A 26,548-nucleotide genomic window follows, 5' to 3' on the forward strand; every position below is an offset into this window, starting at 1 on the left:
AGCTACCCCAGCTCGGATTTTTTCTTTCCATCGACGGCGGTTGTCTTTCTTATCTTCCTTCTCCGATCTTACATTCCGCTTCTTATCCTGATGGTTCATTACATTTCCATACGCTTTGCTGATAGAGGCTTACAACTTCATTTTGTACAGTGTTCAAAACAAATCAGAACAACTCGGAAAAATGATGAAAAAGACATTAATTGCACTACTAACTCTGACTGCTGCTGGTTCAGCGGTTGCTGGTGATACTTATATTCGTAACGGTAACATCTACAACAATGAAGGTGGCTGGAACGCGGAAGTCGGAGTGGCTCATGGCAGCGATCTTTTCAAAGATCAAAAATACAATACAGCTCCAATTCTAAATGGCGGTTACCATGGTGACGACTTTAACGCCGATCTAAGTGGCATTAACTACCGCTTCTTCGGTAACACCAATGAATTAATCAACATGAGAGCTTACCTTGTTGGCAGTGGTGTCATGCGTGACGGTGATATTGCAAAGAGCCTGAAAGGCACGGATAAACGTCGCTTTGCTGTCGATTTAGGTTTGAACACTGACTTTACGTTAGATCAACACAATGTGATTTCAACATACCTTCAACATGATATCAGTGGTGCTTACAAAGGTTACTTAGCGGGTGCGACTTACTTCCACATTATGAACTTCGGTAGTGTTGATTTTGTTCCTTTTGCTAACCTAACTTATCAAAGTGAAGACTACGTAGATTACTACTTTGGCGTAAAACAACGCGAAGCAAATGCAAACCGCAAAGCGTACAAAGGTGATTCAACAGTAAGCTATGGTTTAGGCTACAAGCTAGTCATGCCAATCAACGATAACTGGCAAGTGAGCCAAATGACACAATACACTCGCCTAGGCAGCGGTATCAGCGACTCATCTATCGTTGATAGTGCAAACCAATGGGTTGTTGGCGCAAGTGTGTCGTACAACTTCTAATCCGATACGCCCTTATAAAGCCATCATTTCGATGGCTTTATGCGTTGGACATTTGCATAATCTTGAACACAGACTCTAGTGTGAATGAGCAATCCATAACCTATGTAAATCGCTATAGCCTGTATTCTTCACCTGCACACCTCGCACTTGCTGTGTTTTTGTCACTTCTTCGTAGCCAACAAACAAAGGCAAATATAGGTACTGATCGCGCAGCGCTTTCTCTAGGTTTAATAAAGACTGTAGCGAGTGATCATCTGCCATCGCCCTGCGAACCTTTTCTCTATGGCTTAACATCTGGCTTTGCTCAAAACTAAAACGCAGTCCAGTTGCTATCGACAGCCATTCGAAGATGCCATATTCAAATGGTGCTTCCATGACTTCCTCAATGAAGAGCAAGTCTGCTTGGTGAGACACTACCTCAGGAAAACTAATGTCATCAATAACAATGATCTCTAACTCTAATCCCGTTGCACGAATCACACTGTGCAACCATTCGGAATGGCGAATTAGACTCGGTATCGTCCAGACAGGTTCAGCTAATACCACTTTACCTTTCAGTTTAGGTATCACACCACCATCTGTTATTGATAAATCTTGCTCATGAGTCTCTAACTGAATGCTGTCAACGGCACTTGGCGCATCATAAATTCGCTTTTGCACATGGATGTAATCAGCGAGTTGATACCAAGTTTCTTTTGTGAGTTGGGATTCCGCGCGTTCGCGGTAGGTCAGATATGAAAATGCGCTAATTTTTTCCACTTCAACGTGATCGGAGCTTTGGTTAAAGCTCAACATATTTAAGGTTTTAACATCACCATGAGACAGCGTTATTTGATCTAACAATGCGCGTGCTGAAAAATACTCTTTGTGCGCTTCAAGAGTCATACTCTCCTGGTTCCAGCCGCTGATTTTAAATGGCCCAGTCCCTATGTGGTAGGAATAACTAGAACCGAAAGAGACGACATCTCGACACAGAATAGACGCATGAGGAGTTGCTAGCATGTATGGAAACAACTTGTTCGGATGCTTCAATATGATTTTTAAGCAGTTAGATGTTTCTGCAACCACGCTATCAATGCATTGCCAGAGCTCGTGAACTGGTCCTTTTATCTCCCTGAGTCTTTCTATACTCCAAACCACATCCTGTATGTTAAGGGGTTCGCCATCATGGCGATATATGCCTGGCCGCAACCATAACGTCATTACCTTGCCTTCCATTTTCCATTCGTGTGCTAACGATGGCTCGATACCACCATTGGAATTTTGGGTCAGCAATACGTCATAAACGCTTTTCGCGACGTGTAATTCAGTGTGACGGTAAGTATTCGCAGGGTCAATTTTGGATACCCAAGGGTAAGAAGAAATCAAAATAGCGTTATTTGATTCGTTCAATCGATTCACTTTTTCAGAAGCGATAGTCAGTGCTCTAACCGCGGTTTGACCGAACCAATCAATAAGTTTCGTTATTGAGTTCATTCTTCCTCTGCCAAGCTCCTCAACCAAAAACTCGGTCATCGCTTGTTGAAGGGAAATAGTAATGTTCAGACGACTGGCGTTACTTCTGCCAATTGCAGGTTTCCAATCTACCCAACCGTAAGAGGCAAGCTTTTTCATCACAATAGAAACATTGCGCCTTGACGTACAAATTACCACTTCAAGCTCAGACAGCGTAACGAAGTGATATTGATGAGGTTCAAAGTGCTTTAACAGTAGATCCAGATACCTAAGATTGACATCGTTCACAAAGATTCCTAAGAGTTATTCCAAAGCAAAAAAATAGCACAGGACGCTTAGCAACTAAACTTCCTGTGCTATATCTAAACAAATTCAAAGCTTGGACTCAGCTCGACCAACAGAAGTCAAAAACGTGTACTAAGCCAAGAGGTAACTTGAATAAGTATTCTTAGAAACGGTAGCTCATACCTACAGAGAACACGTTGATGTCAGCATCAACCGTTACTTTTTCATTGCCAAATTTCGCAATGTCTAGCTCAGGCATCATGTATTCCCACTCAACTTGTAGAGCAAAGTTTTCTGTAATAGCGAACTCTGCGCCTAAACCGTACATGCCTGTCACAGTGCTGTCAGAAATGGTGGTATGGCCTGCGCTACCGTCAATCACAGAGTTGCTAATTTTGAATTCAGCATTGAAGTAAGAAAGACCAGCTTTAGCAAAAAGGTTGAAACGATCACCAATAGGTAGAGTCGCCTTTGGTTGAATCGATAGATACTTCATATCACCAACAGTAACAACTTTGCCGTCTAAAGCGTCGTAGCCACCAATGGCTGCTTCTAGAGAAATGTATTCGTTGAACTTGTAACCACCAAATACTTTACCTGAAAGGCTTGAGTCATCTTCAAGTTTAAGCTTAGTGCTAGCGTTGGTACCACCACCATTGATAGAGCCATTAACATCACCAAACGATGCTTGACCTACCGATGCACCAACGTAAGGAGCTGCGTTTGCAACAGAACATGTTGCTAGAAGGGCTGTCATTAGCCATGTTTTTTTAAACATTGTATTTCACTGCCTGTTAATTATTGAGGTTGTGTTTTGCCCATCCTTAAGCACGTCATGCTATCCATTTCACTCGGTTTCAAAACCAAGTTGATGTTAATGAATAAAAACTCAATAAAACATGAAATATTTAAACACAACTTTGCCACTTTCTTTCTTAATCATGACAATTTAGTCATTTCATAAGCACTGTTGCTTCAACCAATTAGTGAGTTTGATAATTTCCGCCTGCTTGGCTCGGCTCTTTTTATGAATAAAATAAAAGCTGTCCCCCGTCTCTAATCCATGAGAAGGGATATACACCAAATCATGCGCTTTATCTCTTTCATTGAGCATAAAATCATTCGCAAATGCGATGCCTTGGTCATAACGTGCAGCCTCAATTGCCAACAACATATGACTAAAATGTTGAACATCGACATCTTTTGGCAAAGTGTAACCACCCGCTCTGCACCACTCTGCCCAGTCTTTTCCTCTCTCACGATAAATAGAGTCTGTCGACAAAATAGGATATCGCCAAAGCGCTTCTGGAATGGGTTGATCTTGTAACTCTTTCCAAATTTTATGGCTGCATACCGGATACAGCGTTTCCGCGTATAACTTCACCGACATATAGTTGCGCTTTGGCTTCTCTACCGTGATAAAACAATCACCAACGCTATCTGTCTGCTCAGGATCACCAACAACCATATTGAGTGTCAGATCGATTTCCGGATGTAACCGCTTAAAATCAGACAAACGCGGAATAAGCCACTTTACGGCAAGCGAGCTATAAATCGCTAAACGTATGCTGCCTTTGTCCCCTTCTCTCACCTTTTGGCTGGCCATCGCAATAGAGCTAATTGCCGGGCTAATATCCTCTAAATAACGAGCACCAGTATCCGATAAAGAGAGCTTTCTTCCTTGACGAATAAATAATGACTCGCCCAAATAATCTTCCAATAATCGTATCTGATGACTAACGGCACTTTGCGTCACATTGAGCTCTTCAGCCGCAAGCGAAAAGCTAGAGTTTCGAGCGACAGATTCAAAACAGTGAACCGCTCTGAGTGGTGGCAATTTCATTATCTAAAAATCTCATACTTAAACTAATAAATATCACTTCACTTCATCCTATGACATCGCCTACTCTTTGGCAAAGAAAGAGGAGAGGAAATAAGTGAAAGTTACATCGGTCGGCGCAGCTATGCTGCTATTAATTGTTGGGAATCTCATTGCGGTGCTTTCGGACTCTTTAATTAAAAGTGTCGGAAATGAAGTGCCTATTTTTCAGTTTGTCTTTTTCCGACAAATTTCCGCAGTGCTTTTCCTACTGCCTGTCTGCTTGCTGACAAAAAAGACTCACTTTCTTGAAGGATTTAAATGGCATGCTGTCCGCGCTCACGTGTGGTTGCTTGGTGCTATATTTATGGTTTTGGCGATTTCATCTTTACCGCTCGCAACTGCGAACGCAATCTTCTACGCCGCGCCATTAATCATGCTGCCGCTTGCCGCGATATTTTTTGGCGAACAGCTGTCTAAACAATCGATCGCGGCTGCGATCATGGGCTTTGCTGGAGTGTTGGTCATCATTCGCCCAGATCAAATCGACTGGGCAGCGATTTCGGCTTTAGTTGTGGCTATTACCCTGGCAATCAATAACTTGCTCATTCGAAAACTGCCAAAAAATCAATCTGTCATGCAAACGTTATTGATGACAAACTTGGCAGGTATTCCCGTGGCTTTCTTACTTGTTCTGATCGAAGCGGAACCTTGGGACTGGAGTGCTTTCCCTGTCGCTGCTGGCTCAAGTTTGTTCATCATGATTTATGCGGCAACATGTGTGATCGCTTACCGCTCGATTGATAGCAACAAAATTGCCAGCGCTGAATACAGTGGTTTAATTGGTGCCGTGTTTGTGGGATTAATCTGGTTTGGAGAAGTGCCAGACATATTTATGGCGATAGGAACAATAATGATTGTTGTGCCGCTGGTTTGGCTTTCTAAACGAGAACGTCGCAAGAAAAAGCTGCAAGCTCAACAAGAGCGAGAGCAACAAGAGGCGCACGTTACTTAAAATCGCGCTCTATCTCAAAATCTCAAAGACTAAAAAAACCGAGTCGTAAGTACTCGGTTTTTTTATGTGGCTCTAATCCATTCTGATGTAAGCGACCACATGAGATAAAAACTGCCTTGCAAAACGATCATTAAACCGGATGCGATATTCATGATCGGCTTCCGATACTAAACGCCAACCTTCAGCAAAGTACTCTTTGATATCATCGACCGCTTCTTCTTCATTTTTGATGTGTTTCGCGTTCCACTGATAAGTGCAAGAGACAACCATCAGCCCGCCAACCTTGGTGGCTTCTTTTAGAGCATTGATCACGCTAAGTGGCGACTCACATTGATCAATCACATTTAAACATACGACTAAATCAAAGCGAGATTGGAGAGTATCGAGCTCAAAAGGCTGATTAATTAGCGTCAAATCAACATGAGCACATTTCTGTACGATATCTCTATTCTCTACCTCTAAAGCGTTTAAGGTGTTCACATCGTGAAGATAAGTTAGCTCGACTCGTTGTTCTTCTATTAATAGTTGCTTCAAGCCATCCATCAACCTATTTGAAGGCTCAACCAGCGTCGCTTCTTTAAGGCTAGGTAAGCGTTGCACTAACTCATAATAGTTTCTTCCCAGGGCCGCCCCAACCTCAAGTAGGGAACACGGCTGAACGCCGCTCTCAAGTGCCGTCTTCGCAATAAAGTCAGCGACTTGGGAACAATGTGGTGATGACAAAAAAGAGAGTGGGACTTGTTTTGAGCGACTGGTTATCGTCTCAATCTGCTTATCTTCGATGAACTTGTCGAACCATTGCGCTTCGAAATAACCAGCTAAACCGCGATCGGTCAGGTAAAAATCTTCCATGTTTTTTCCGTTCGTACTTTTAGAAAAGTGATTGTATCGAACGCTGAAATTAACTGGTAATTCTGGCTGCACATTCCCGCGGGAAAATAGATGAAAACACCGCTTATGTGAAAAAGCCCTTTCGTCTCAAAGATAAAAGGGCTTGTTAATTACTTCGGTTGAGGAGCTAGTTATTGCGGAAGAACAACTTTGCCATCTTGAATTGGGAACGTTTTTGTCGCTGGCTTGCTCGCTAAGCGAACCGTCGTTGGCGCACCTGAAACTTCATAAGTGACATCGTAACCCACTACTTTTTCAGATGTTGTGTATTCTGTGTGACACTGCTTTTTCGTCGTTGTCACTACATCGCCTTGTTGCACGTTCTCCTGAATCTTACGACCCGTTAATGCACCAGCAATCGTACCAGCTGCAGTTGCAATCACTTTACCTGAGCCGCCACCGATTTGGTTACCCAATGCCGCGCCAGCTGCTGCGCCGCCGACCGTACCAATTATTTTATTATCATCCGTAGGGGCAACTTGCTCCGTTACTACCACGTCTTTACATACTTGGTGTGGATTTTTCACTGTTTCAGTCACCGCTTCAACCAAAGTAATGTTTGCTTGGGTTGGAGCTGGTGGCGTTTTGTCTTTACAGCCTGCTAGTACAGCAACAACTGCCGTTGCAATTGCGATAGATTTCATATTCATGATTTACATCCCAGTATGGTTTGCTTTGATGAGCGGTATAGTAAATCGCAATTAGGAAATCACATCAGGCGAAAACAAACCCTCTGTCATTAACGAGTAAAGAAACACTGTTTTATAAAAGGTACGTCAAGAAACACTCAACAGAATGTCAACTGAGCTAAAACCGTATCATTACTGATTATGATTAGGCTTGATTAACCTATGAGGCTTATTTTTAAGCCAAGCTTAAAAACAGTTCGTCGTCGGTTAAATACTTATGACGGTGACTCAGGTTACGCACGTGCATAAACATAAAATCAGGAAAGCCAGGAGCAATAATGTTGTTTGGTTCCCAGCATACACCACCAACAAACACATATCGCCCTTGCTTGTCATCTTCGTGAAGGGGGTTATTAAGAGGAGAAGAAAACTCTGCGCGACAACCTTCAATCACACAAACAATTTGTCCTTTAAAAAGGCCGATCACGCGCTTAACAAGATTTGCCTTGATGCCACATTTCCATGCTTGACGAGTGGCCATCTCATAGCCATATTTTCGGATCGCTTTCTTTTGCAAATGTACTACTAGGTTCATTTTGACTCCTGATTCAAGCAATTACGCGAAGCCCAAAGTCATAAAAGCAGATAGACGTCTATACCCGAGTGACCTCATGGTACATGGGAATAAACTACGTGATTAGACTGAGTTTAGTGTCCGATGAAAATACACCTTCCACGATGCTGTAACGTATCGATTTACACCAATCATAGGCACATAGCACATCAAAAAAACAACCTCATTTTCGAGTGCTTTCCTACGCTGTATCTGGTTACTTCTGCGTATTACTATAACGAAATCACCCTCTACGTTTGTCTATATAAATTTGTCGTAACGATAGAGGGTGCTTATCAAGAAGGAGGGATAACGCCTACGCGTCGATGAGATAGTTTTGACCTTCAGTTTCTAGACGATCAATCAGTTTACGACACTCATTTAAATCAAGAGGTTGCTCGAAGCGGCGCCTGAGGTTCATCAAAAAGAAGATATCTTCACACATGGCTTTCTCAGGTTCGTCACTGATTTTTGCGACTGGTGAACCATTGCACATGACCATTTTGATCACGATAGAAAGTGGCTGGTAGGCTTCACCCTCTTTATTGACATAATCACCCATATCGTTCGCAAGAAAAGTACCGATACCAAAACTCACCTGAATACGTCCCTGGAAATACTCGCAAATATCTAACGCTTGTTCGAAGTTAAGTCCGTCTGTAAACACCAGCGTTTTTGTTAACGGGTCTATATTAAGCGACTGATAGTGTGCAATCATTTTTTCACCCCAGCTATAAGGGCAACCACTATCGTGACGTACACCGAAATACGCGTTACTTAGCTCTTCATCAAAGTCTTTAAGGAAGGCATCAATACCAATCGTGTCGGTCAGTGCAATACCTAGTGCACCGTTAAACATTTTTTGCCAACGTTGCAAAGCCACTTTTTGCGAATCTCGCACATTCACCAGAGCTTGATGGCCCATAAACCATTCATGAGCAACGGTACCGATAGGCGTCAAATTCAGTTCTTTTGCTAAGTGGTAGTTGCTTGTTCCTGTCAAACATTCCGGCACTTCCTGGCACAAGAACTCCAGCATGGTGCGCTGAGCTTGAAAGGAAAAACGTCGACGCGTCGACATATCAGAAAATTTAAAGTTAGTGATGTTACGACGTTTTAGTTCGGATTTTAGGTACCGAACTTTCTCTTCTAAAACGGTGGTAAATTGCGCTACAGGGATATCTGACCAACGTTGACGGCTACGAACTTCAGACACGATACTCATGATGATCGTTTCGTACAAAATAGTATCTCGCCACAAACCATTGATAGTAATGCGTAACTGGCTTGAGCCATCAGCCTTGGCTTTATTATGGAAAGAGACATCACTTTGCGGGTTAAACCGGAAATGGCGCAATGCATCAACAAAATCAGGATTCAGGTAAGGCGCGACACGCTTGATGTATTCGATCTCTTCTTGCGTAAATTGAATGTCTTGCAGTTTAAGAACTTCTGCTTTTACCTCTGGTAGCAGTTCAGAGAGATCTTCCTCGCTACGCACAATAAATTTGTATGACACCATCGCATCAGGGTAAAGCGCTGTTACTGCGCTCATCATATTGACTTTGTAAACATCAAAATCCAAAGCGCTTTGAATGATGCGGGAAGAAAATAGTTTGGTGGTCATTAGGTGCCCTTCTACACGCCCTTCCTGGGTATATAACTTTTTGTTACTAACTAATTTGCGTAAACAATAAACACCCATCTATAGTTTGTCAACTTTTGTTACTAACCACTCATTTTTATAAGGTTTTTCTGTCTAGAATTCGCACACAGATTGTGAATAAGTCAGATTCATTCGTAGATTTATACTCAAGGCGTACTATGAAGCACTACCAAAAACGTTTCGCACAACTCGTTACTTACCCATTGATTGACCACTTGTTATGCGCTAGATTACTTACAAATCAATATTAGGACCCAACCATGATCGTATCTGTCGACATTATTCCATTCAGGCTATCTGGCTGTGCCGATAAGGGATTGGAAGTGTTGTTGATTAAACGTTCAAATCCAAATCGGCCATACCATGGAGTCTGGGCACTACCGGGCGGATTTGTCTTTGATAAAGACTTAACCAGTGAAGGAGGACGCCCGGCCGATGAAAACTTTGAGGCGGCGCGTCGCCGAATTTGCCGCGAGAAAATCCATACCTACCCTCGTCACTTTAGTGAAGCTTTTATCGACGGCGATCCCAAACGTGATCCAGAAGACTGGAGCTTAAACATTACGCACTACGCCTTAGTCGATCGTAACAATGTAGAGCAAATCAACAATGCAGGTGTACCAGAGTGCCAACTTAAATGGTTTTCGCTACAAGCTATACTCAATGGAGAAGAAACTCTCGCGTTTGACCATCAAAAAACCATTGAAAAAGCGTGGCAGAAGCTTCGTGCATCCATTGAATACACATCGGTTCTTTTGTTTGCATTAGACAAAGAGTTTTTGGTTGCCGACATCATTTCTGCTTATCAAGAGTTTGGTATTGATATTAGCCGAATGACGATTAAGCGCCGCTTGATAGATTCAGGCGTACTAAAACCCACCAATAAAGTCGCTTCTACCAACAAAGGCAAAGGTGGAAAACCCGCAATGGTATATACGCTGACCAGCGACGAAGTAACCTTTTTTCAAAACTGTTTGCGTGGATAAACGCAGGCAATCAGACAGACAAGGAGTCTGCCATGACTGTTCGAGTAAACTATCAAACTACAGCGGTGATCGACGTTGACCCAGAGAAAGGCTTTAGCGAGTTATGTCCAAATGAACTGCCCGTTGCAGGTGCGTTGGAAATCGTACCGGAGCTTCTGAGTAATCATGCCAAAGGCCGATTAAAACTGGTGAGCCGTGACTTGCACCCACCGAAAGCAAAATGGGATGCAGAAACACCAGCCAACATGCTTGAACCCGTCGGTCTACCCAATGTGGATATAAAATGGAACCGCCATTGTGTGCTTGGCACAACAGGTTCTGAACTGCTAGACGGTTTACCACCTGTTTTGGACTATGATTTTCAAGTTAATAAAGGCATGGATCCTGATGCTCATCCTTACGGTATTTTCTTCCATGATATTGCCGATACTAAAACGACAGGCGCACATGAATTTCTAAAATTCAACGGGATTGATACCCTAGTGATCGGTGGTCTCGCGCTAGATTTTTGTGTGAAGAAATCCGTCATGCAAGCACTGGATCTTGGCTACAATGTGGTGGTCAACCTTGCTTCAACTCGCGCAGTGCTGCCTGATAATGTTGAAAATGTGCTGACAGAGCTCAAGGATCAAGGCGCATTATTTGTCGAAAAAGCGGATGACATCATCGTAGAAAAATTCGCCTAGAGACGATAGTAACCGAGAAGGATTTCACTATGCATCAACATGAAAAATTGAATTACGTTGAATTTGGTTCCACCAATATTAACGCTACAAAACAATTTTTTGAGCGTACCTTTGACTGGACCTTTATCGATTATGGTCCTGAATACTCTGCATTTTCAGGACAAGGGTTAGATGGCGGATTCTTCAAATCTGAGTTTGTAAACCAAACCGCAAATGGTGGCGCACTTTTAGTGTTTTATAGCTCAGATATTCAGGCCACGCAGATAAAAGTTGAGCAGCATGGTGGAAAAATTATCCGCCCTATTTTCGAATTTCCCGGCGGCTGTCGATTCCACTTCACCGAACCAAGTGGAAATGAATTCGCAGTATGGTCGGAGAGCCATTAGTACTTACCCCAACACCACTTCCACACCTAGTTTTTTGATTTGCTCAAGGTCGCTTTTCGGAGCGGCTTTGTCGGTTAACAACACCGATATTTCGTTGGTATTGCCAATTGAAGAAGGATAAATCTGTCCAAATTTACTGGAGTCCGTCAGTACGATGTTACGTCTATTCTTTGCCAGAATGGCCTCTGCGATGTCGGCACGCATCATGTCCCGGCTAGTAAAACCAGTGTCTTGGTGAAATCCGTCGATATCCAAGAAAGCCGTGCTGAAGTGAATGTTCTCAATACAGAGTTTGGTGAGCGGGCCAACGAGGCTCTCGCCTTGATGCTGATACACACCACCAAGCAAGATGATGTTGGCAGAAGTGTTACGGATGAGATGGGCGATGTACGCCGATGGGGTAATGATGGTCACATCGCCGCGTTCAGCTAAAGTGCGAGCCAAGAGCGCATTAGCACTGCCGCCCTCGATCAATACGGTTTCGTTTGGTGATACCAAGTCCGCCGCTTTATTTGCAAGTGATTGTTTAATATCGAAACGGACTTCTAATCGGGTATCAATATCATCACTTTGCAATGCGGTAGCTGCGCCGTGTACGCGCTTTAGATAGCCCTGTTGCTCCAGAAAATTCAAATCCTGCCTGATGGTCACGCCCGACACGCCTATAATGTCAGAAAGCTCCGTGACTTGAACGCGTTTACGATCATTCACTAATTGCAGGATTTCATTTTGTCTTGGGTTCACAGGCTCGCTCCTTATTAATGAGCTTGCAGTATACGCCCGAATACTTTCATATGAAAGCAGCCTATGAACGATAGAAATAAGCTAAGTCGCGTTACACCGTAAGCTCAAGACGGTTGCCATCTGGATCTAAGATGCAGCTTTCGTAGTAACCATCACCCGTTTGTCTCGGACCGTCGATCCATTGGTAGCCATCATCTACTAAGGTTTTGGTTAATTGAACCACTGCCTGCTCTGATCCTAAAGCGAAGGCAAAGTGTGCTAATCCTGTTACCTGCATCGCATGAGATTTTTCACAAGCGGTCACACCTTCCATCGACATTAACTCCAATCGTGCTCCACTTTCAAACGAAAGAAAGTAAGATGAAAACTGCTTAGTTGGATTGTGGTATTTATCGTTAGACACCGCGTTAAAATATTTCTCATAGAAGGCTTTTAACTCTTCCAAACGTTCTGTCCAAATCGCGATATGTTCAATTTTCATTAGGATTCCCCTTAGCTCTTAACTGCGCTTAATCTAACGAGGAAAAGCAGCACAAAAAAGAGAGCAAATCACCACCGAGTTGTTCCTGTTTTATGTCCGAACTGCTCATCGATGAGTCATTAAATCTATGGTTGGAGTTGTGTTTGAGCGAAAGTGATGTCCATAATGGCGCAAAGTTTTACAGGATAAAATGATGGAAGAGATTTACTTCGCAGGCGGCTGCCTTTGGGGCGTACAAGAATTTATGCGCCACCTTCCAGGCGTAATCAGCACCGAAGCTGGACGCGCAAATGGCAAGACGGATAACACTCAATCTGAATACGATGGCTACGCAGAATGCGTTCGCACCGAGTTTGATCCAAGCCAAGTGTCGGTTGAAACCTTAATGGGCTATTTCTTTGAAATCATCGACCCATATAGCATCAACAAGCAAGGGGACGATGTTGGTGAAAAGTACCGTACCGGCGTATACAGCCGTGATACCAAGCACCTTGAAATCGCCAAATCGTTTATAGCAACAAGAGACGATGCCGATAAGATTGCGGTTGAAGTCTTACCACTAAAAAACTACGTTCCAAGCGACGAAGAGCATCAAGATAGACTCACTCGTTTCCCAAACGATTACTGCCACATCCCGTTAGATTTGCTGCATAAGTACAAAAATCCGTCTTAATGGATTAGTCAAATTCAGCGTAACAACCCTCCCTAACCTCCCCATGGCTTCAGATTCGGAGCTTACATTCGCCAATGTGTCTCAGGGGAGGAACTAGCTGAGTTCACTATCAGTTCTCCTAAGCCATCACTCCGCTCCGCGACGAAGGAGCGTGGTGATAAATCTATTGCCAACGAGCAACCTGTACCATTGACCCCAACAAGCGCTCAAAACAAGAGTGCTGCTCGCTTTATGTCTTTTCTCAAAGAGGTAGAAAATAGAGCTATTAAAAGGGTTATTGGAGGAGATCTAGCACAAAGCCTCTTTTTTATAGCAAAATTGAATCATATTTGATTCCCTTCTCGTTTATTTTCAAGCTTCATTATTAATTTCAAAATAACTGGAATATAAATCACATAATAAATTTTATAATATTCCGCGTTATTAATGACGGCTATCACACTTAAGCTTGGGTGATACAAAAGTATAGTTATTGTATTTTTTTTACTATTTCCGAAAACCACTTCATTAATTAAATTTGACTCATTACTTCAGTACCAATGAGTCACAAAATGATTACAGAACTAACAAACGTCAATTTAATTAACGGCAATCTTCAAGAAAATAATAAAAAAGAAGTCTTTGAAGAGCTAGCGCAAATGCTATTCGAAAATAATCGAATCAGCAGCAAAGAGGCTTTTTTAACCGACATAGAAGCACGTGAAACATTAAGCGTGACTTCAATGGACGGCATCGCCTACCCACACGCAAAAAGCAAAGCGGTCACAGAGCCTGCAATCGCTGTTGGCGTAAAGCGCGAAGGCATCGAGTATGGCGACGAAGAGGGAGTCAAACCGACCGTATTCTTCATGATTGCTTCACCAGATAACGGTGCCGACCACCATATTTATGTTCTTCAAGAATTATTCGGAAAATTTAGCGAAGAGTTTATTGAAGATATTCATAACGCAAAAGACGAAAACCAAATACTAAATATTTTAATTAATTCATAAGGCGTGAAATTATGAGTACAATCACAGCTCAAGCTAGCAATAATAGCGATTTCAAAAAACTCCTAAGTACCATGAAAGGTCACCTTTTATTCGGTACTTCTCACATGCTTCCATTTATCGTTGCGGGTGGTGTACTACTGGCGCTGGCGGTAATGGCATCCGGTAAAGGTGCGGTTCCTGCAGACGGGTTATTGGCTGATATTTCTAATATCGGTATTAAAGGTCTGGTGTTGTTCCCAATTATTCTTGGTGGCTTCATCGGTTACTCAATTGCAGACAAACCAGCACTAGCGCCAGCGATGATCTCTTCTGGCATCATGGCTGACATGGGCGGCGGCTTCCTAGGTTGTATCGTCGCTGGTTTTATCGCTGGTGGTGTAGTTCTACAACTTAAGAAGATCCCTCTTTCTGCTAACATGACTGCGTTGGGCGCTTACTTCATCTACCCACTTGTTGGTACGCTTATCTCTGCAGGTATCGTTCTATGGGGTATCGGTGAGCCAATCAAGATCTTCATGGCTTCTATGAACGAATTCCTAGCTTCTATGGCTGGCGCTTCTAAAGTGGTTCTAGGTACGATTCTTGGTGGTATGACTGCATTCGATATGGGCGGTCCAATCAACAAAGTAGCAACGCTATTCGCTCAAACTCAAGTTGATACTCAACCATGGCTAATGGGTGGTGTTGGTATCGCAATCTGTACGCCTCCTCTAGGTATGGCACTAGCAACATTCCTATTCAAGAAGAAGTTCACTAAGCAAGAGCAAGAAGCAGGTAAAGCAGCAGCAATCATGGGTTCTATCGGTATCTCTGAAGGTGCTATCCCATTCGCAGCAAACGACCCTGTACGCGTTCTTCCTTCAATCGTTGCTGGTGGTATCGTTGGCTGTGTGTTCGGCTTCCTAACAGACGTACTACTACACGCACCATGGGGCGGTCTAATCACAGCACCTGTATCAAGCAACATCCCAATGTACGTTGTGGGTATCGCACTAGGCTCACTAACAACAGCAGTTATCGTTGGCTTCTGGAAACCAGTCGCTGAAGAAGAAGCAGAAGACGAAATCGCAGAAGCAGCACCTGCACAAGCTCAAGCGGCTCCAGCAGCAGGCGAAGGCGAGTACGACATCGTAGCAGTAACATGTTGCCCATCTGGCGTAGCACACACATTCATGGCAGCGAAAGCACTAGAGAAAGCAGGTGCGGCAGCGGGTCTGAAAATCAAAGTAGAAACTCAAGGTCAAAACGGTATCCAGAACCGCATCACTGACCTAGATGTAGCAAACGCGAAGTTGGTTATTCTAGCTCACGATATCCAAGTAAAAGACGCTCACCGCTTTGCAAAAGCAAACGTTGTTGAGTGTTCAACGAAAGAAGCGATGCGTAACGCAGCGACTCTTGTGAAAGCTTAAACCTTAAGCTCCTCCCCCTAAGAGCCCTTTCCCCCAAAGGGCTCTATTTCAAGTTTTTAAGTTTTAGTAATACCCCTGATTTTTTTAACTATATAACCCTACAATTTACAAGGCTTTAAAAATGAAATTCAAACCTTCCCTACTCGCTTGCGCAGTTCTCAGTGGTCTAGTCGGTCTGACTGGCTGTAACGACGACACAACCAACATTTATGAAGGCGGTGACACCAACCCTGCACTGCCGGATATTCCTGACGGCGGCAAGCCAGTATGTCCTCCAGTTGGCGATGGCGACTGTGATGACAAGCCAAACCCAGAAACACCTGAAATCGACATGGGCGTTCACATCCCAGTAGATTTCGCCGATATGGACGTAACACGCTACGTCAACCCATTCATCGGTACAGGTAACCTAGGCAACACCTACCCTGGTGCAACCACACCACACGGCATGGTGCAGCTTTCTCCTAACAACGGTTCTAACGGCTGGGAATACATTTCAGGCTACTACTACCACGACGCACGTACTTCCGGTTTCTCTCATACCCACCTTTCCGGAGCAGGTGCTGGTGACTTGAACGACATTCTCGTCATGCCAATCAACTCACGTTCGGATTTCATGATTGATGAAGGTTCGGCAACGCTAAACCTAGAAGCGTCTCGCTTCCAACATCGTGACGAGCAAGCGACAGCAGGCTACTACAAAGTCGATCTATTGGATTACGACATCAAAGCAGAATTAACGGCATCTGATCGCGTTGGTGTACACCGCTACACCTTCCCTCGTGATGAGAAGTCAGAAATCATCGTGAATACTGGCTTCAAAATTAACTGGGACTACACCTCAGATTCTTACTTGAAATGGGACAAAGACAACAACCGTCTTGAAGGTCACCGTTTCTCAGATGGCTGGGCACCAAGCCAAAAAGAATTCTTCGTAATGGAATTCGACCAACCAATCAAAAACGTTCGCTTTGCTTACTACGATAAAGAGCAAGGTCGTTACATGGACGTGCCAGAAGGCATTACGGAAATCGGTAACGAAACACGTGGCAAGTACCAATACGCGCGCGCTTACGTTGAATTCGACACATCCAAAGACGGCTTAACGGTTGAAGCGAAATTGGCGCTATCAAACGTTGAGATCGGCGAGAACGGCAAGTCAGGTGCTTCTCTTAACATGACAGAAGTTGCGGGCATGAACTTCGACCAAGTACGCGAAGCGGCAACGAAGAAATGGGAAAACGAACTCGGCAAGATCCAAGTCTCTGGCGACGAGGATTACAAACAGACGTTCTACACCGCGATGTACCACTCGTACCTAGGTCAAACCATTCACTCTGACTTAGATGGTCGCTACCGCCAAGTTCACCAAGGTCGCAACGCTTACCCAGATGGCAACACACCTTGGGGCGATAAGATCGATACGCTGAAAGAGTCGATCCGCACTGCCGATGCTAACAAAGATGGCAAAGCAGACTTCACGCGCTACGACACTTTCTCGTTGTGGGATACCTACCGCGCAGTTCAACCACTATCTTCGATTCTTGAACCTGACCGCCTAGCAGACGTGGTTCTCTCTATGCTGTCTTACGCCGAAGAAGAATGGGTAGATGACAAAGGCAACGTGCGCAAAGGTCGCCTGCCTGAGTGGACATTCAAAGGCAACGAAACAGGCATGATGATGGGCATGCACTCAACGCCTGTGATTCATGATGTGTTGTCGAAAGGCTCACTAGAAAAACGCATGCTCGATCTTGGCTTTACAGAAGCAGAGCGCAAAGACGTCAAAGAACGCTTAGTTGAAGCAATGATCACCGACGCGCGCGCCGCAACGAGCCAAGGCGTAGCATGGATCAAAGAGTACGAAGAACAAGGTTACGTGCCAGCGCAATTGCACGACACTCCACCAGATTCTTACGGCGGTCACTCACCATTTAAAGACTCTTGGACAGCATCTTACTCGCTTGAATACTCAATGAACGACTGGGCAATCGCACAATCGATCAAAGAAGTGTTTGGTGAAGAAGATCCACGCTACACCGAGTTCGCTAACCGTTCTAAAAACTGGCAAGCGCAATTCGACTTCGGCGGTAAGCAATACCAAGGTTGGTTCAAAGCCCGTGACTACGATGGCGAGTTTATCGATGCAGGTTGGGTAGACCCAATCACCGGTCGCGCGGTTGGTAAAGACTGGCGTCCAGACATGTTCAACTGGTCATTCTCTGAATCGAACGGCTGGCAATACTCGTTCAGCGTTCAACACGACATTCATGGCTTGATTGACCTGATGACACGCTTCGACAAGACACAAAACCCTGAAGCAGAACGCGGTGACTTGTTCGCAGCGCGCTTGGATGAGTACTGGTCAACCTACCCAGACCGCAACGCAGGCGACAACCAATTCCCAGTGTTCAACACAGGTAACGTCGGTCAACACGTTCAAGGTAACGAACCAGATATCCACGTACCGTACCTGTACAACTACGTAGGTCAACCTTGGAAAGGTCAGGCAGCCATCGCCGCAGCAACCAACATTTGCTACAAGAACACCGCTGACGGCATTTGTGGCAACGACGACTTCGGTACGCTCTCTGCGTGGTTCGTGTTCCGTGCACTTGGCTTCTACCCTGTGAACGCTTCTTCTGGCATCTACGAAATCGGTACTCCGCTGTTTGAAAGCGTGTCTATCGATGTCGGCAACAACCAGAAGTTCACGGTTACCGCGAAAAACGTTAGCCGCGAAAACATCTTCATTCAATCGGCTCGCTACAACGGCAAAGACTTCAACCGCACTTACCTGACTCATGACGAAATCATGTACGGCGGTGACTTGGAGTTCGTGATGGGCGACAAACCAAATCAACGTTGGGGATCTCTAGAGCAAGATCTTCCACCAGCACAAGGCATCGGTGAGTTCTTGCATGAAGACGAGATGCCAGCAGGTTCTCGTTAATCCCAATAGTGACAACTCAGCCGGGGGAGCGCATCTCCCGGCTATCCCTACAAGAAAACTTTATAAGCAATCCTTTATAAACAGTCTCTTATAAACACTTTTATATACAAATAACGACAAAACGGTATGCACATGTTTAAACGTAATCTTATCTCTTTGGCTATCCTGGTTGGTCTGACGGGTGGCTTGGCTGGCTGTAACAGCGACAACGATTCTTCCTCTTCACTGCCGGGCGATCCAATTGTTGATCTTGCGGTGTTGAAATACGTCGATCCTATGATCGGCACAGCAGCTTCTGGTCATACATTCCCGGGCGCGACGGTACCGGCAGGTATGGTTCAACTGTCTCCAGATATTTTCATCGGTTCTAACACAGACCACGAATCAGGGCTTAACCCTTGGCACTCGGCTTCTGGCTACTGGGATTCATCCAACTACGAAACTGGCGAAGTAGTTAACACTGACGTTCCGCTGTACGGCTTCTCCCATACTCACCTTTCAGGTACAGGCGCAACGGACTTAGGCGACATCTTGGTTCTGCCATACGCAGACATGGCGAACACACAGCTGAACTCTTTCGACAAAGCCAATGAAGAAGCAAGCGCAGGCTACTACAAAACCAAGCTAAACCAAGGTCAAATCGAAGTAGAACTAAGCGCAACCAAACGCGTTGGTTTGCACAAATACACCTTTGCTGATGGCGCAGACCGCAACGTGAAGTTCGATTTGGGCCATACCCTAATGAACAACAACGGCAAGTCTTTGAAGAACAAAGTAGAAGTGGTGGACGAATACACCATTCGCGGTCGTAAAACCTCAACTGGCTGGTTCCAAGGGCAAGATCACCAAGGTCAAGACATCTTCTTCTACGCGAAATTCAACCAACCAATCGCCAAGGCACTGTTGGGCGAACAAGATCTAGAACCAACGCGCGAAATGCGTAATGGTGCGGTTTACTCAGGCGATGATCTGACCGCTTACCTAAACTTCGGCACAGGCGAAGAGCCAATTGAAATCCGCGTCGGTATCTCTCCAGTTAACTGGCAAGGTGCACAGAAAAACTTAGAAGCAGAAGCACCAAGTTTCGACCTAGCACAAGTGAAAGAAGACGCGGAATACGCGTGGGCTGAGAAGCTAGCAAAAATCAAAGTAGAAGGCGGCACAGAAGCAGAGAAAACCAACTTCTACACTGGCATGTACCACATGATGATCGCACCAATCGAGTTCTACGATGTGGATGGTCAATACGTGGATATGCTTGGTACAGTGCGCACACTGAAAGATGGCGACACACCAAACTACTCGATTTACTCAACGTGGGATACGTTCCGCGCGGTTCACCCAATGTGGACTATCATCGACCCAGACCAAGCAACGCTATACGTGAAAGACTTGATTCGTAAATCCAACGACGAGTTTGGTCTATTGCCGAAATGGGAAGGTCACGGCTCAGAAACCGGCACCATGATCGGCTACCCATCGGCAGCGATTTTAGGCGATGCGGTAACCAAAGGCTTGATTGATGCAGAGCAAGCTTACACCGCATCAGTAAAATCAGCACGCTACACACCGCATGAGTACCCACAGATTCATGACGACATCCTAAGCTCACTCATGGCAGGTCAGTTGAACTACCACGAGAAAGAACAGTGTGTTCGTTACCCGAACTGGAACTCAGTGTCGTACTCGTTGGAATTCTCATTCTACGATTGGACGATCGCAGAAATGGCGAAAGCCGCTGGCGATATGGACGCGTATGAAGAGTTCAAAGCTCGTTCTTACAACTCTTTGAAACACTGGGATGCGAACGCAGGTAACGCAGACGGCACAGGCTTCTTTGTACCGACAGAACTGAAAGAAGGCGATCCATGTGCGCTGAAATACGCTTCAACTGACTTCGACCCTTACAAGTCTGACGCGTTCTACTACACAGAAGGTAACGCGTGGCAGTGGCAATGGGCGTTCATGCAAGACTTAGACAAGCTGACTGAAATCATGGGCGGCACACAAGGTCTGAACGACAAGCTGAACAACCTATTTACTGCCGATCCAAATGGCGGCGAAGCGCACCAAGACATGACAGGCTACATCGGTCAGTACATTCACGGTAATGAGCCTTCGCACCACGTCATCTACTTGTACAACCGTACTGAAGAGTCTTACAAGGCGCAGGAATACCTAGACCAAGTTTACGACCAGTTCTACAAACCGACGCCAGACGGCATCATCGGTAACGAAGACGTAGGTCAAATGTCGGCGTGGTACTTGATGTCAGCACTGGGCTTCTACCAAATCTCGCCAACCGATCCAACCTACAGCATCGGTCGTCCAATCTTCGACAAAGCGACGGTAGACATTGGTTCTGGCACGTTCACGGTAACGGCTGAGAACAACGGTCCAGACAACATGTACATCAAAGAAGTAACCATCAACGGTAAGCCTCTGGATGTTTACAACACCTTCCAGCACAGCGAATTCAAAGCAGGCGGCGAACTGCACTTCGTGATGACAGCTGACAAGTCTGAAGCAATGCAAGCCAACCTAGGCGAATAATGATTTTGAGGGGACCTTGTGTCCCCTTTTCTCGTGGAATAAAAACAATGAAACTAAAAAGAACCCTACTCTCTACCGCAGTGTTAACCGCCATGCTTGGTCTTGCTGGTTGTGGCAGCGACTCTGACCCAGAAACTCCGGTTATCTCTACCCCTACTTTGGAATTCGTTGATACCTTGATCGGCACTAAAGGTCTTGGCAACGTCAACCCATCTCCAGTTATGCCAGAAGGTATGATTCAACCGTCACCAGATAACTTCGATCCAAACGGTTGGAATGGCAAAGGCTCACCTGTCGAATACGATCCTGTGCACAGCCTGCTTTCTGGCTTCTCAATGACTCACATTTCTGGCGCAGGTAAAGGCGACCTAAACGACTTCGCCTTCTTGCCATACACCGGCTTCAATACCGATGCCGTGACCATGGATAAAAGCTCAGAAGTGGCAGAAGTTGGTTACTACTCGGTTGATCTTGTAGAAACTGGCGTAAAAGCTGAGCTGTCGGCGACCGACCGCGTGGCATTCCAACGTTACACCTTTAAGCCGGGTGAAGATCGCAAAGTGCGTATCGACCTGCAACACGAACTGTTGGAGCAATACGGCAACCACTCTCGCAGCATCTACTACAAACGCGTTAACGACACTACCGTCGTAGGCGCGCGTACCTCAAACGAATGGGGTCAATGGCAAACCGTGTTCTTCGCGGCAGAATTCTCTGATCCAATCATTGAAGAGAACCTGTACACCAAGCTGGCTTCTGAGAGCAAACTGACTCCAACTGACGCTACGGAAGTCGGCTTGGAAGATTACCGCGGCTACGCAGAGCACAAACCAATGCCGGGCGAGCCAGAACCTGACCCAGAACGTTTGGCAAAACGCGCAAACGATGTCCTGACTCATTTGAACTTTGGTAAAAGCGATGAGCCATTAGTGGTCAAGGTAGCGATTTCTGGCACTGGCGTTGACGGCGCACTGAAAAACCTAGAAGCAGACACCAACGGTTGGGATTTCGACAACGTCGTACAACAAAACCGTGTGGCTTGGGAAAACATCCTTGGCGAGTTTGAACTGAAAGGCGGCAACAAAGCCGACAAGACCATGTTCTATACCTCGCTCTACCGTACGTTTGTTGCTCCATTCCTATACCAAGACGTGGATGGCAAATACCGTGGCATGGATGGCAAAGTGCACCAAGCAGAAGATGGCTTAGTGAACTACTCAGTGTACTCAATGTGGGATACCTTCCGCGCCGCACACCCACTGAAAACCATCATCGACAAAGACCGCGCGATTGAACACGCACGCGATCTATTGAACAAATACCAAACGGGTGGCGTGCTACCAAAATGGGAACTGCACTCGGATTACACTGGTGAAATGGTCGGTCATCCTGCAGTCTCAGTTATCGCCGATATCATGGTCAAACACCCAGAAGCCTTTACCGCAGCTGAGTTTGATTTGGCGTTGAAAGCCGCTGGCGAAACGGTCAACTTTAACCTTGATAAAACTGAAAGCTGGGTGCCTTACCAAGATGCTTGGAACGGCGACAAACGCTTCACAGTAATGACGCGTCATAACGACTACCAAGAAGACGTCGGCTTTATTCCAGCCAACACTAAATGGGCGCCGGACTCTGGCGAAAAACCGGGTTACGTGGAAGGCTTGAAAGTCGATAAATACGACGAGCTCGTGAACGAATCGGTGTCTTACGGTCTTGAGAACGCATACTACGACTGGTGTATCGCTCAGATCGCTAAACTTGCGGGCAACGACCAACAGTACGACCGCTACATGGCTCGCTCAGAGTCGTTCAAGAACTACTTCGATTACAACCCAGAGCAATACGGCAAACTGCAAGACACCAAAGGCAACGCATTGGGTGCAACGGGCTTTATGCGTCCGGCTTACATGAACAGCGGCAGCAAGGTTTGGGCGAACAACCTGAAAGCCGAATGTTTGGACGAGAACATGGCACTGTCTATCCCAGACGGTATGGACTACAACGCGTGTAAAGACCGCAAAGCGCTCAACGAAAGTGACGTGTTCTGGCCTTACCGTGCTGAGCACCGTGGCGAAGACTTTACCGAAGGCAACACTTGGCAATGGACATGGTTTGCACCGCACAACTTGAACGGTCTAGCCAACGTGATGGGCGGCGAGCACATCGACCGCACTGACTTCTCTCTTCCAGAAGATGTAACCGAACAAGGCAAAGCGGCATTCCTCGCTAACTTGAATGCGCTGTTTAATGCGGACTCCAACGCCGACACGAGCCAATCACACGACATGTCTGGCTACATCGGTCAGTTCGTGATGGGTAACGAGCCTGATCACCACGTTCCTTACCTATACAACTGGACGGCGGAACCTTGGAAGACACAAGAAATTGTCGACCAAGCGATGAACGAGTTCTACCACCCAACGCATGAAGGTCTGATTGGTAACGAAGACGTCGGTCAGATGTCGGCGTGGTATGTGATGTCTGCATTGGGCTTCTACCAAGTCACACCAGGCGAAGCAAGTTACACGATCGGTCGTCCTCTGTTCGACAAAGCCGTGATTCCAGTCGCGGACGGTAAATTCACCATCACCTCAGAAAATAACAGCCAAGAGAGCATCTACGTGAAGTCGGTGACCATCAACGGCAAACAATTGAGTGACAACTTCAGCTTCGCGCACAGCGATTTGAAAGACGGTGGTGAGCTGCATTTCGTCATGACTTCAGACAAATCTGAAGCGATGAAAGCGCAGTAACCGATACCCATCCAAATAACGAAAGGGGGCACCTAGCCCCCTAAAAAACTTCACTTCAGTGGAACCATAAAAATGAAACTAAAAAGAACCCTTATCTCTACCGCTATACTCGCTGCCATGTTTGGTCTTGCTGGTTGTAACAGTGATGACGACAACAGCAAATCTGGTACTCCATCCCTCGACACCACGCTAACCCAATACGTCAACCCATTGATTGGTACGGGCGCAGATGGTCACACCTTCCCGGGTGCCGTGGTGCCTTACGGTCTGGTACAACTTTCTCCTGATACCGAAATGGAAGGCTGGGGCTCCGCTGCTGGTTACTTCGACCACGGCAAGCTAACTGAAATCCCAGTGTATGGCTTCTCCCACACTCACCTTTCTGGCACAGGCATTACCGACCTTGGTGACATCTTAGTTCTGCCTTTTACTAAGAAAGAAAACGCCGTTTTCAACACCTTCGATAAAGACAACGAAACCGCAGAAGCAGGCTACTACGCGGTTGAACTGAACAAAGGCGAAATCAAAGCCGAGCTAACTACTACGCAGCGTGTTGGCTTCCACCGCTACACCTTCAAAGAAGGCACCACGCCGCACATCAAGTTCGATTTAGACCACACACTCAACAAAGGTCACTTCAACAACCGCACCATGAAGGGCGATTTGGAGTTCATCGACGCTTACACCATTCGCGGTTTACGCAGCTCGAACGGTTGGGCGAACAACCAGCACGTCTACTTCTACGCCACCTTCAACCAACCTATCGTCAAAGCCATTGCTTTGGTTGACGGCGCAGAAACGGAAATCGATGTGAACAATGACAACATTGACGCAGTGAAAACCATCGCTTACCTAGAATTCGCACCATCATCAACACCGCTAGAAATCCAAGTAGGCTTGTCACCGACAGGCACAGAAGGTGCGGAGAAGAACTTAGAAGCAGAAGCGAAAGGTGTGTCATTTGATACTGCGCGCGCTCAAGCCAACGACGCATGGCACCAAGAGCTTAGCCGCATGATGGTATCTGGCGGCACAGAAGATCAAAAAGAGATCTTCTACACCGCGCTTTACCACGCTTCTATCGCGCCAATGATTTTCCAAGATGTCGACGGTCAATACCCAGCGATGCGTACTCGCATTCAAAAAGACGCGGGTGACACACCAAACTACTCCGTGTACTCCATGTGGGATACCTTCCGTGCAGCGCATCCACTGAAAACCATCATCGACCAAGAACGTGCCGAAGAGTTTGCCAACGATCTAATTCGTAAATACGAAGACGGTGGCATCTTGCCGAAATGGGAACTGCACAGCCACTACACGGGCACTATGATCGGCTTCCCTGCGGTCTCAATCATTGCTGACGCGATGGCAAAAGGTTTAGACATCGACCCACAACTTGCCAAAGAAGCGGCTGAGTTTACGGTGCGTTACCACGAGGCGTCTGAATTCCCTGATTGGACGGAAGACAACAACATCGGCGCAGCAAACGTTGTGCAAGTGAAAGTGTACGAAGAAAACGGCTTTGTTCATCACGGCTACTGGAACAGTGCGTCTTACACGCTTGAGTTTGCTTATGGTGACTGGGCAATGGCAGAAATCGCGCGCATGGCTGGCGATGTAAAATTGCAAGAAGAGTTTATGACTCGTGCCGACAACTGGCTTAACCATTGGGATGCCGAGACAGGCTTCTTACGTCCGAAAAACCACCCGCTTAGCTCATCACCAAACAAACCGCCTTTGGAGTTCAACCAACCGATTGATGAAGAGCGTTTGGATGAGTGTGAAATGGTTGAATGGCCGGAAGGCTCTGGCGTGATGAAAGAGAAATGCCCACTGCTACCGTTCGACCCTTACTACGTGGACGAGTTTGCCTACACCGAAGGGAACGCGTGGCAATGGAAGTTCCAACCAATGCACGATTTCACCCGCCTGAAACAAGAAATCTACCAAGCCGACTTGGCGCAAGGCAAAGACACCACGCCAGAGAAAGCGTTCCGTGAAGACTTGGACGAACTATTCAATGCGCGTTCTTCAAACACAGGTGAAGAGCTGCCAGATCTAACGGGTTACATCGGTCAGTACATGCACGGTAACGAGCCATCGCACCACATTCCTTACCTATACGCGCTAACGGATGAGCCATGGAAAGCGCAAGAGTACCTAGACCGCATCATGTCAGAGATGTACACCAGCGAGCCAACTGGTTTGATTGGTAACGAAGACGTGGGTCAGATGAGTTCTTGGTACTTGATGTCGGCAATGGGCTTCTACCAAGTGACGCCTGCGGATCCGGTCTACACCATCGGTCGCCCTATGTTTGATGAAATCACCATTCCAGTGGAAGGCGGCGAATTCACAGTCATCGCAGACAACAACAGCCCACACAACAAGTACGTGAAGTCCGTAACCATCAACGGCAAACCGCTGGATGCCAACTTCACCTTCAAACACAGCGAAATCAAAGCGGGCGGTGAGCTTCACTTCGTCATGACGGGTGACAAGCAAGAAGCGCTTCAAGCTCAGTAACGTTTTATGTAATTCGTGTTTAAAGAATAAGCAGATAGATTAACTCAGTGGCAGGAAGTGACGCGC

The 26,548-nt window shown here is 46.0% G+C and carries 21 protein-coding genes; 12 read left to right on the plus strand and 9 right to left on the minus strand.

Features of this window, described 5'->3' with window-relative positions; all coding sequences use genetic code 11:
- Window positions 1-184 precede the first annotated feature (184 nt).
- Window positions 185-961: an outer membrane protein OmpV gene (ompV, locus tag NL643_RS13010; RefSeq protein WP_253644552.1), complete on the plus strand. Its 777-nt coding sequence runs from the start codon at window positions 185-187 to the stop codon at window positions 959-961.
- Between the two features lie 75 nt (window positions 962-1,036).
- Here the strand turns inward: ompV and NL643_RS13015 are convergent, their stop codons facing one another.
- The 3 genes from NL643_RS13015 to NL643_RS13025 all read right to left on the minus strand — a co-directional run bounded on the left by NL643_RS13015 (window position 1,037) and on the right by NL643_RS13025 (window position 4,544).
- Window positions 1,037-2,704, minus strand: a complete 1,668-nt coding sequence (locus NL643_RS13015; RefSeq protein WP_253644553.1) for an ABC transporter substrate-binding protein — start codon at window positions 2,702-2,704, stop codon at window positions 1,037-1,039.
- A gap of 160 nt (window positions 2,705-2,864) precedes the next feature.
- Window positions 2,865-3,479: an outer membrane beta-barrel protein gene (locus tag NL643_RS13020; RefSeq protein WP_005373936.1), complete on the minus strand. Its 615-nt coding sequence runs from the start codon at window positions 3,477-3,479 to the stop codon at window positions 2,865-2,867.
- 180 nt (window positions 3,480-3,659) lie between these two features.
- The gene (locus tag NL643_RS13025; protein WP_005392662.1) at window positions 3,660-4,544 is read right to left on the minus strand and encodes a LysR family transcriptional regulator; all 885 of its coding nucleotides are present in this window, start codon (window positions 4,542-4,544) and stop codon (window positions 3,660-3,662) included.
- A 94-nt stretch (window positions 4,545-4,638) separates the two neighbouring features.
- Here NL643_RS13025 and NL643_RS13030 point away from each other — a divergent pair, with 94 nt between their 5' ends.
- On the plus strand, window positions 4,639-5,535 hold the full coding sequence (locus tag NL643_RS13030) for a DMT family transporter (protein WP_150917082.1): 897 nt from the start codon (window positions 4,639-4,641) through the stop codon (window positions 5,533-5,535).
- A gap of 72 nt (window positions 5,536-5,607) precedes the next feature.
- Here NL643_RS13030 and NL643_RS13035 read toward each other — a convergent pair whose 3' ends face one another.
- From NL643_RS13035 to pncB, 4 genes are all read right to left on the minus strand, one after another.
- Window positions 5,608-6,387, minus strand: coding sequence for a bifunctional 2-polyprenyl-6-hydroxyphenol methylase/3-demethylubiquinol 3-O-methyltransferase UbiG (locus NL643_RS13035; RefSeq protein ID WP_161445720.1), 780 nt, complete (start codon window positions 6,385-6,387; stop codon window positions 5,608-5,610).
- A 170-nt stretch (window positions 6,388-6,557) separates the two neighbouring features.
- The gene (locus tag NL643_RS13040) at window positions 6,558-7,076 is read right to left on the minus strand and encodes a glycine zipper 2TM domain-containing protein (RefSeq protein WP_005392659.1); all 519 of its coding nucleotides are present in this window, start codon (window positions 7,074-7,076) and stop codon (window positions 6,558-6,560) included.
- 214 nt (window positions 7,077-7,290) lie between these two features.
- Complete coding sequence (locus NL643_RS13045) at window positions 7,291-7,650, minus strand: hypothetical protein (protein ID WP_006741341.1); 360 nt, start codon at window positions 7,648-7,650, stop codon at window positions 7,291-7,293.
- Window positions 7,651-7,984: 334 nt separating this feature from the next.
- Window positions 7,985-9,295 carry a nicotinate phosphoribosyltransferase gene (pncB, locus tag NL643_RS13050; protein WP_253644554.1) on the minus strand — a complete coding sequence of 437 codons (1,311 nt, stop codon included), beginning with the start codon at window positions 9,293-9,295 and terminating at the stop codon, window positions 7,985-7,987.
- Between the two features lie 299 nt (window positions 9,296-9,594).
- Between pncB and NL643_RS13055 the strand changes: the two genes are divergently transcribed.
- Genes NL643_RS13055 through NL643_RS13065 form a run of 3 tightly spaced genes read left to right on the plus strand, consistent with a single transcriptional unit; the run spans window position 9,595 to window position 11,392 of the window.
- The gene (locus NL643_RS13055) at window positions 9,595-10,320 is read left to right on the plus strand and encodes an NUDIX domain-containing protein (protein ID WP_005373953.1); all 726 of its coding nucleotides are present in this window, start codon (window positions 9,595-9,597) and stop codon (window positions 10,318-10,320) included.
- Window positions 10,321-10,352: 32 nt separating this feature from the next.
- Entirely contained in the window at window positions 10,353-11,006 is a 654-nt protein-coding gene (locus tag NL643_RS13060) for an isochorismatase family protein (RefSeq protein WP_005392655.1), read from the plus strand.
- A gap of 29 nt (window positions 11,007-11,035) precedes the next feature.
- Window positions 11,036-11,392 (plus strand): VOC family protein, encoded by a 357-nt coding sequence (locus tag NL643_RS13065; RefSeq protein WP_048624733.1) that lies wholly within the window; start codon window positions 11,036-11,038, stop codon window positions 11,390-11,392.
- A gap of 3 nt (window positions 11,393-11,395) precedes the next feature.
- Here NL643_RS13065 and NL643_RS13070 read toward each other — a convergent pair whose 3' ends face one another.
- A complete protein-coding gene (locus NL643_RS13070) occupies window positions 11,396-12,136 on the minus strand; it encodes a DNA-binding transcriptional regulator YciT (protein WP_253644555.1) in 741 nt (246 codons plus the stop codon).
- A gap of 91 nt (window positions 12,137-12,227) precedes the next feature.
- Window positions 12,228-12,617, minus strand: coding sequence for a VOC family protein (locus tag NL643_RS13075; RefSeq protein WP_253644556.1), 390 nt, complete (start codon window positions 12,615-12,617; stop codon window positions 12,228-12,230).
- A gap of 193 nt (window positions 12,618-12,810) precedes the next feature.
- Here NL643_RS13075 and NL643_RS13080 point away from each other — a divergent pair, with 193 nt between their 5' ends.
- From NL643_RS13080 to NL643_RS13110, 7 genes are all read left to right on the plus strand, one after another.
- Window positions 12,811-13,290, plus strand: a complete 480-nt coding sequence (locus NL643_RS13080; RefSeq protein ID WP_021821351.1) for a peptide-methionine (S)-S-oxide reductase — start codon at window positions 12,811-12,813, stop codon at window positions 13,288-13,290.
- A gap of 551 nt (window positions 13,291-13,841) precedes the next feature.
- Entirely contained in the window at window positions 13,842-14,282 is a 441-nt protein-coding gene (locus tag NL643_RS13085; RefSeq protein WP_253644557.1) for a PTS sugar transporter subunit IIA, read from the plus strand.
- Window positions 14,283-14,293: 11 nt separating this feature from the next.
- The gene (locus NL643_RS13090; protein WP_006741333.1) at window positions 14,294-15,694 is read left to right on the plus strand and encodes a fructose-specific PTS transporter subunit EIIC; all 1,401 of its coding nucleotides are present in this window, start codon (window positions 14,294-14,296) and stop codon (window positions 15,692-15,694) included.
- A gap of 121 nt (window positions 15,695-15,815) precedes the next feature.
- Window positions 15,816-18,647 (plus strand): GH92 family glycosyl hydrolase, encoded by a 2,832-nt coding sequence (locus NL643_RS13095; protein ID WP_253644558.1) that lies wholly within the window; start codon window positions 15,816-15,818, stop codon window positions 18,645-18,647.
- Window positions 18,648-18,779: 132 nt separating this feature from the next.
- Window positions 18,780-21,200, plus strand: a complete 2,421-nt coding sequence (locus NL643_RS13100; protein WP_253644559.1) for a GH92 family glycosyl hydrolase — start codon at window positions 18,780-18,782, stop codon at window positions 21,198-21,200.
- A 47-nt stretch (window positions 21,201-21,247) separates the two neighbouring features.
- Complete coding sequence (locus tag NL643_RS13105) at window positions 21,248-23,953, plus strand: GH92 family glycosyl hydrolase (protein ID WP_253644560.1); 2,706 nt, start codon at window positions 21,248-21,250, stop codon at window positions 23,951-23,953.
- Window positions 23,954-24,025: 72 nt separating this feature from the next.
- Entirely contained in the window at window positions 24,026-26,482 is a 2,457-nt protein-coding gene (locus NL643_RS13110; protein ID WP_253644561.1) for a GH92 family glycosyl hydrolase, read from the plus strand.
- The last annotated feature ends 66 nt before the right edge of the window (window positions 26,483-26,548 follow it).

This window comes from Vibrio sp. Y42_MX_L11, assembly GCF_024181785.1.
Taxonomy (GTDB): domain Bacteria; phylum Pseudomonadota; class Gammaproteobacteria; order Enterobacterales; family Vibrionaceae; genus Vibrio; species Vibrio diabolicus.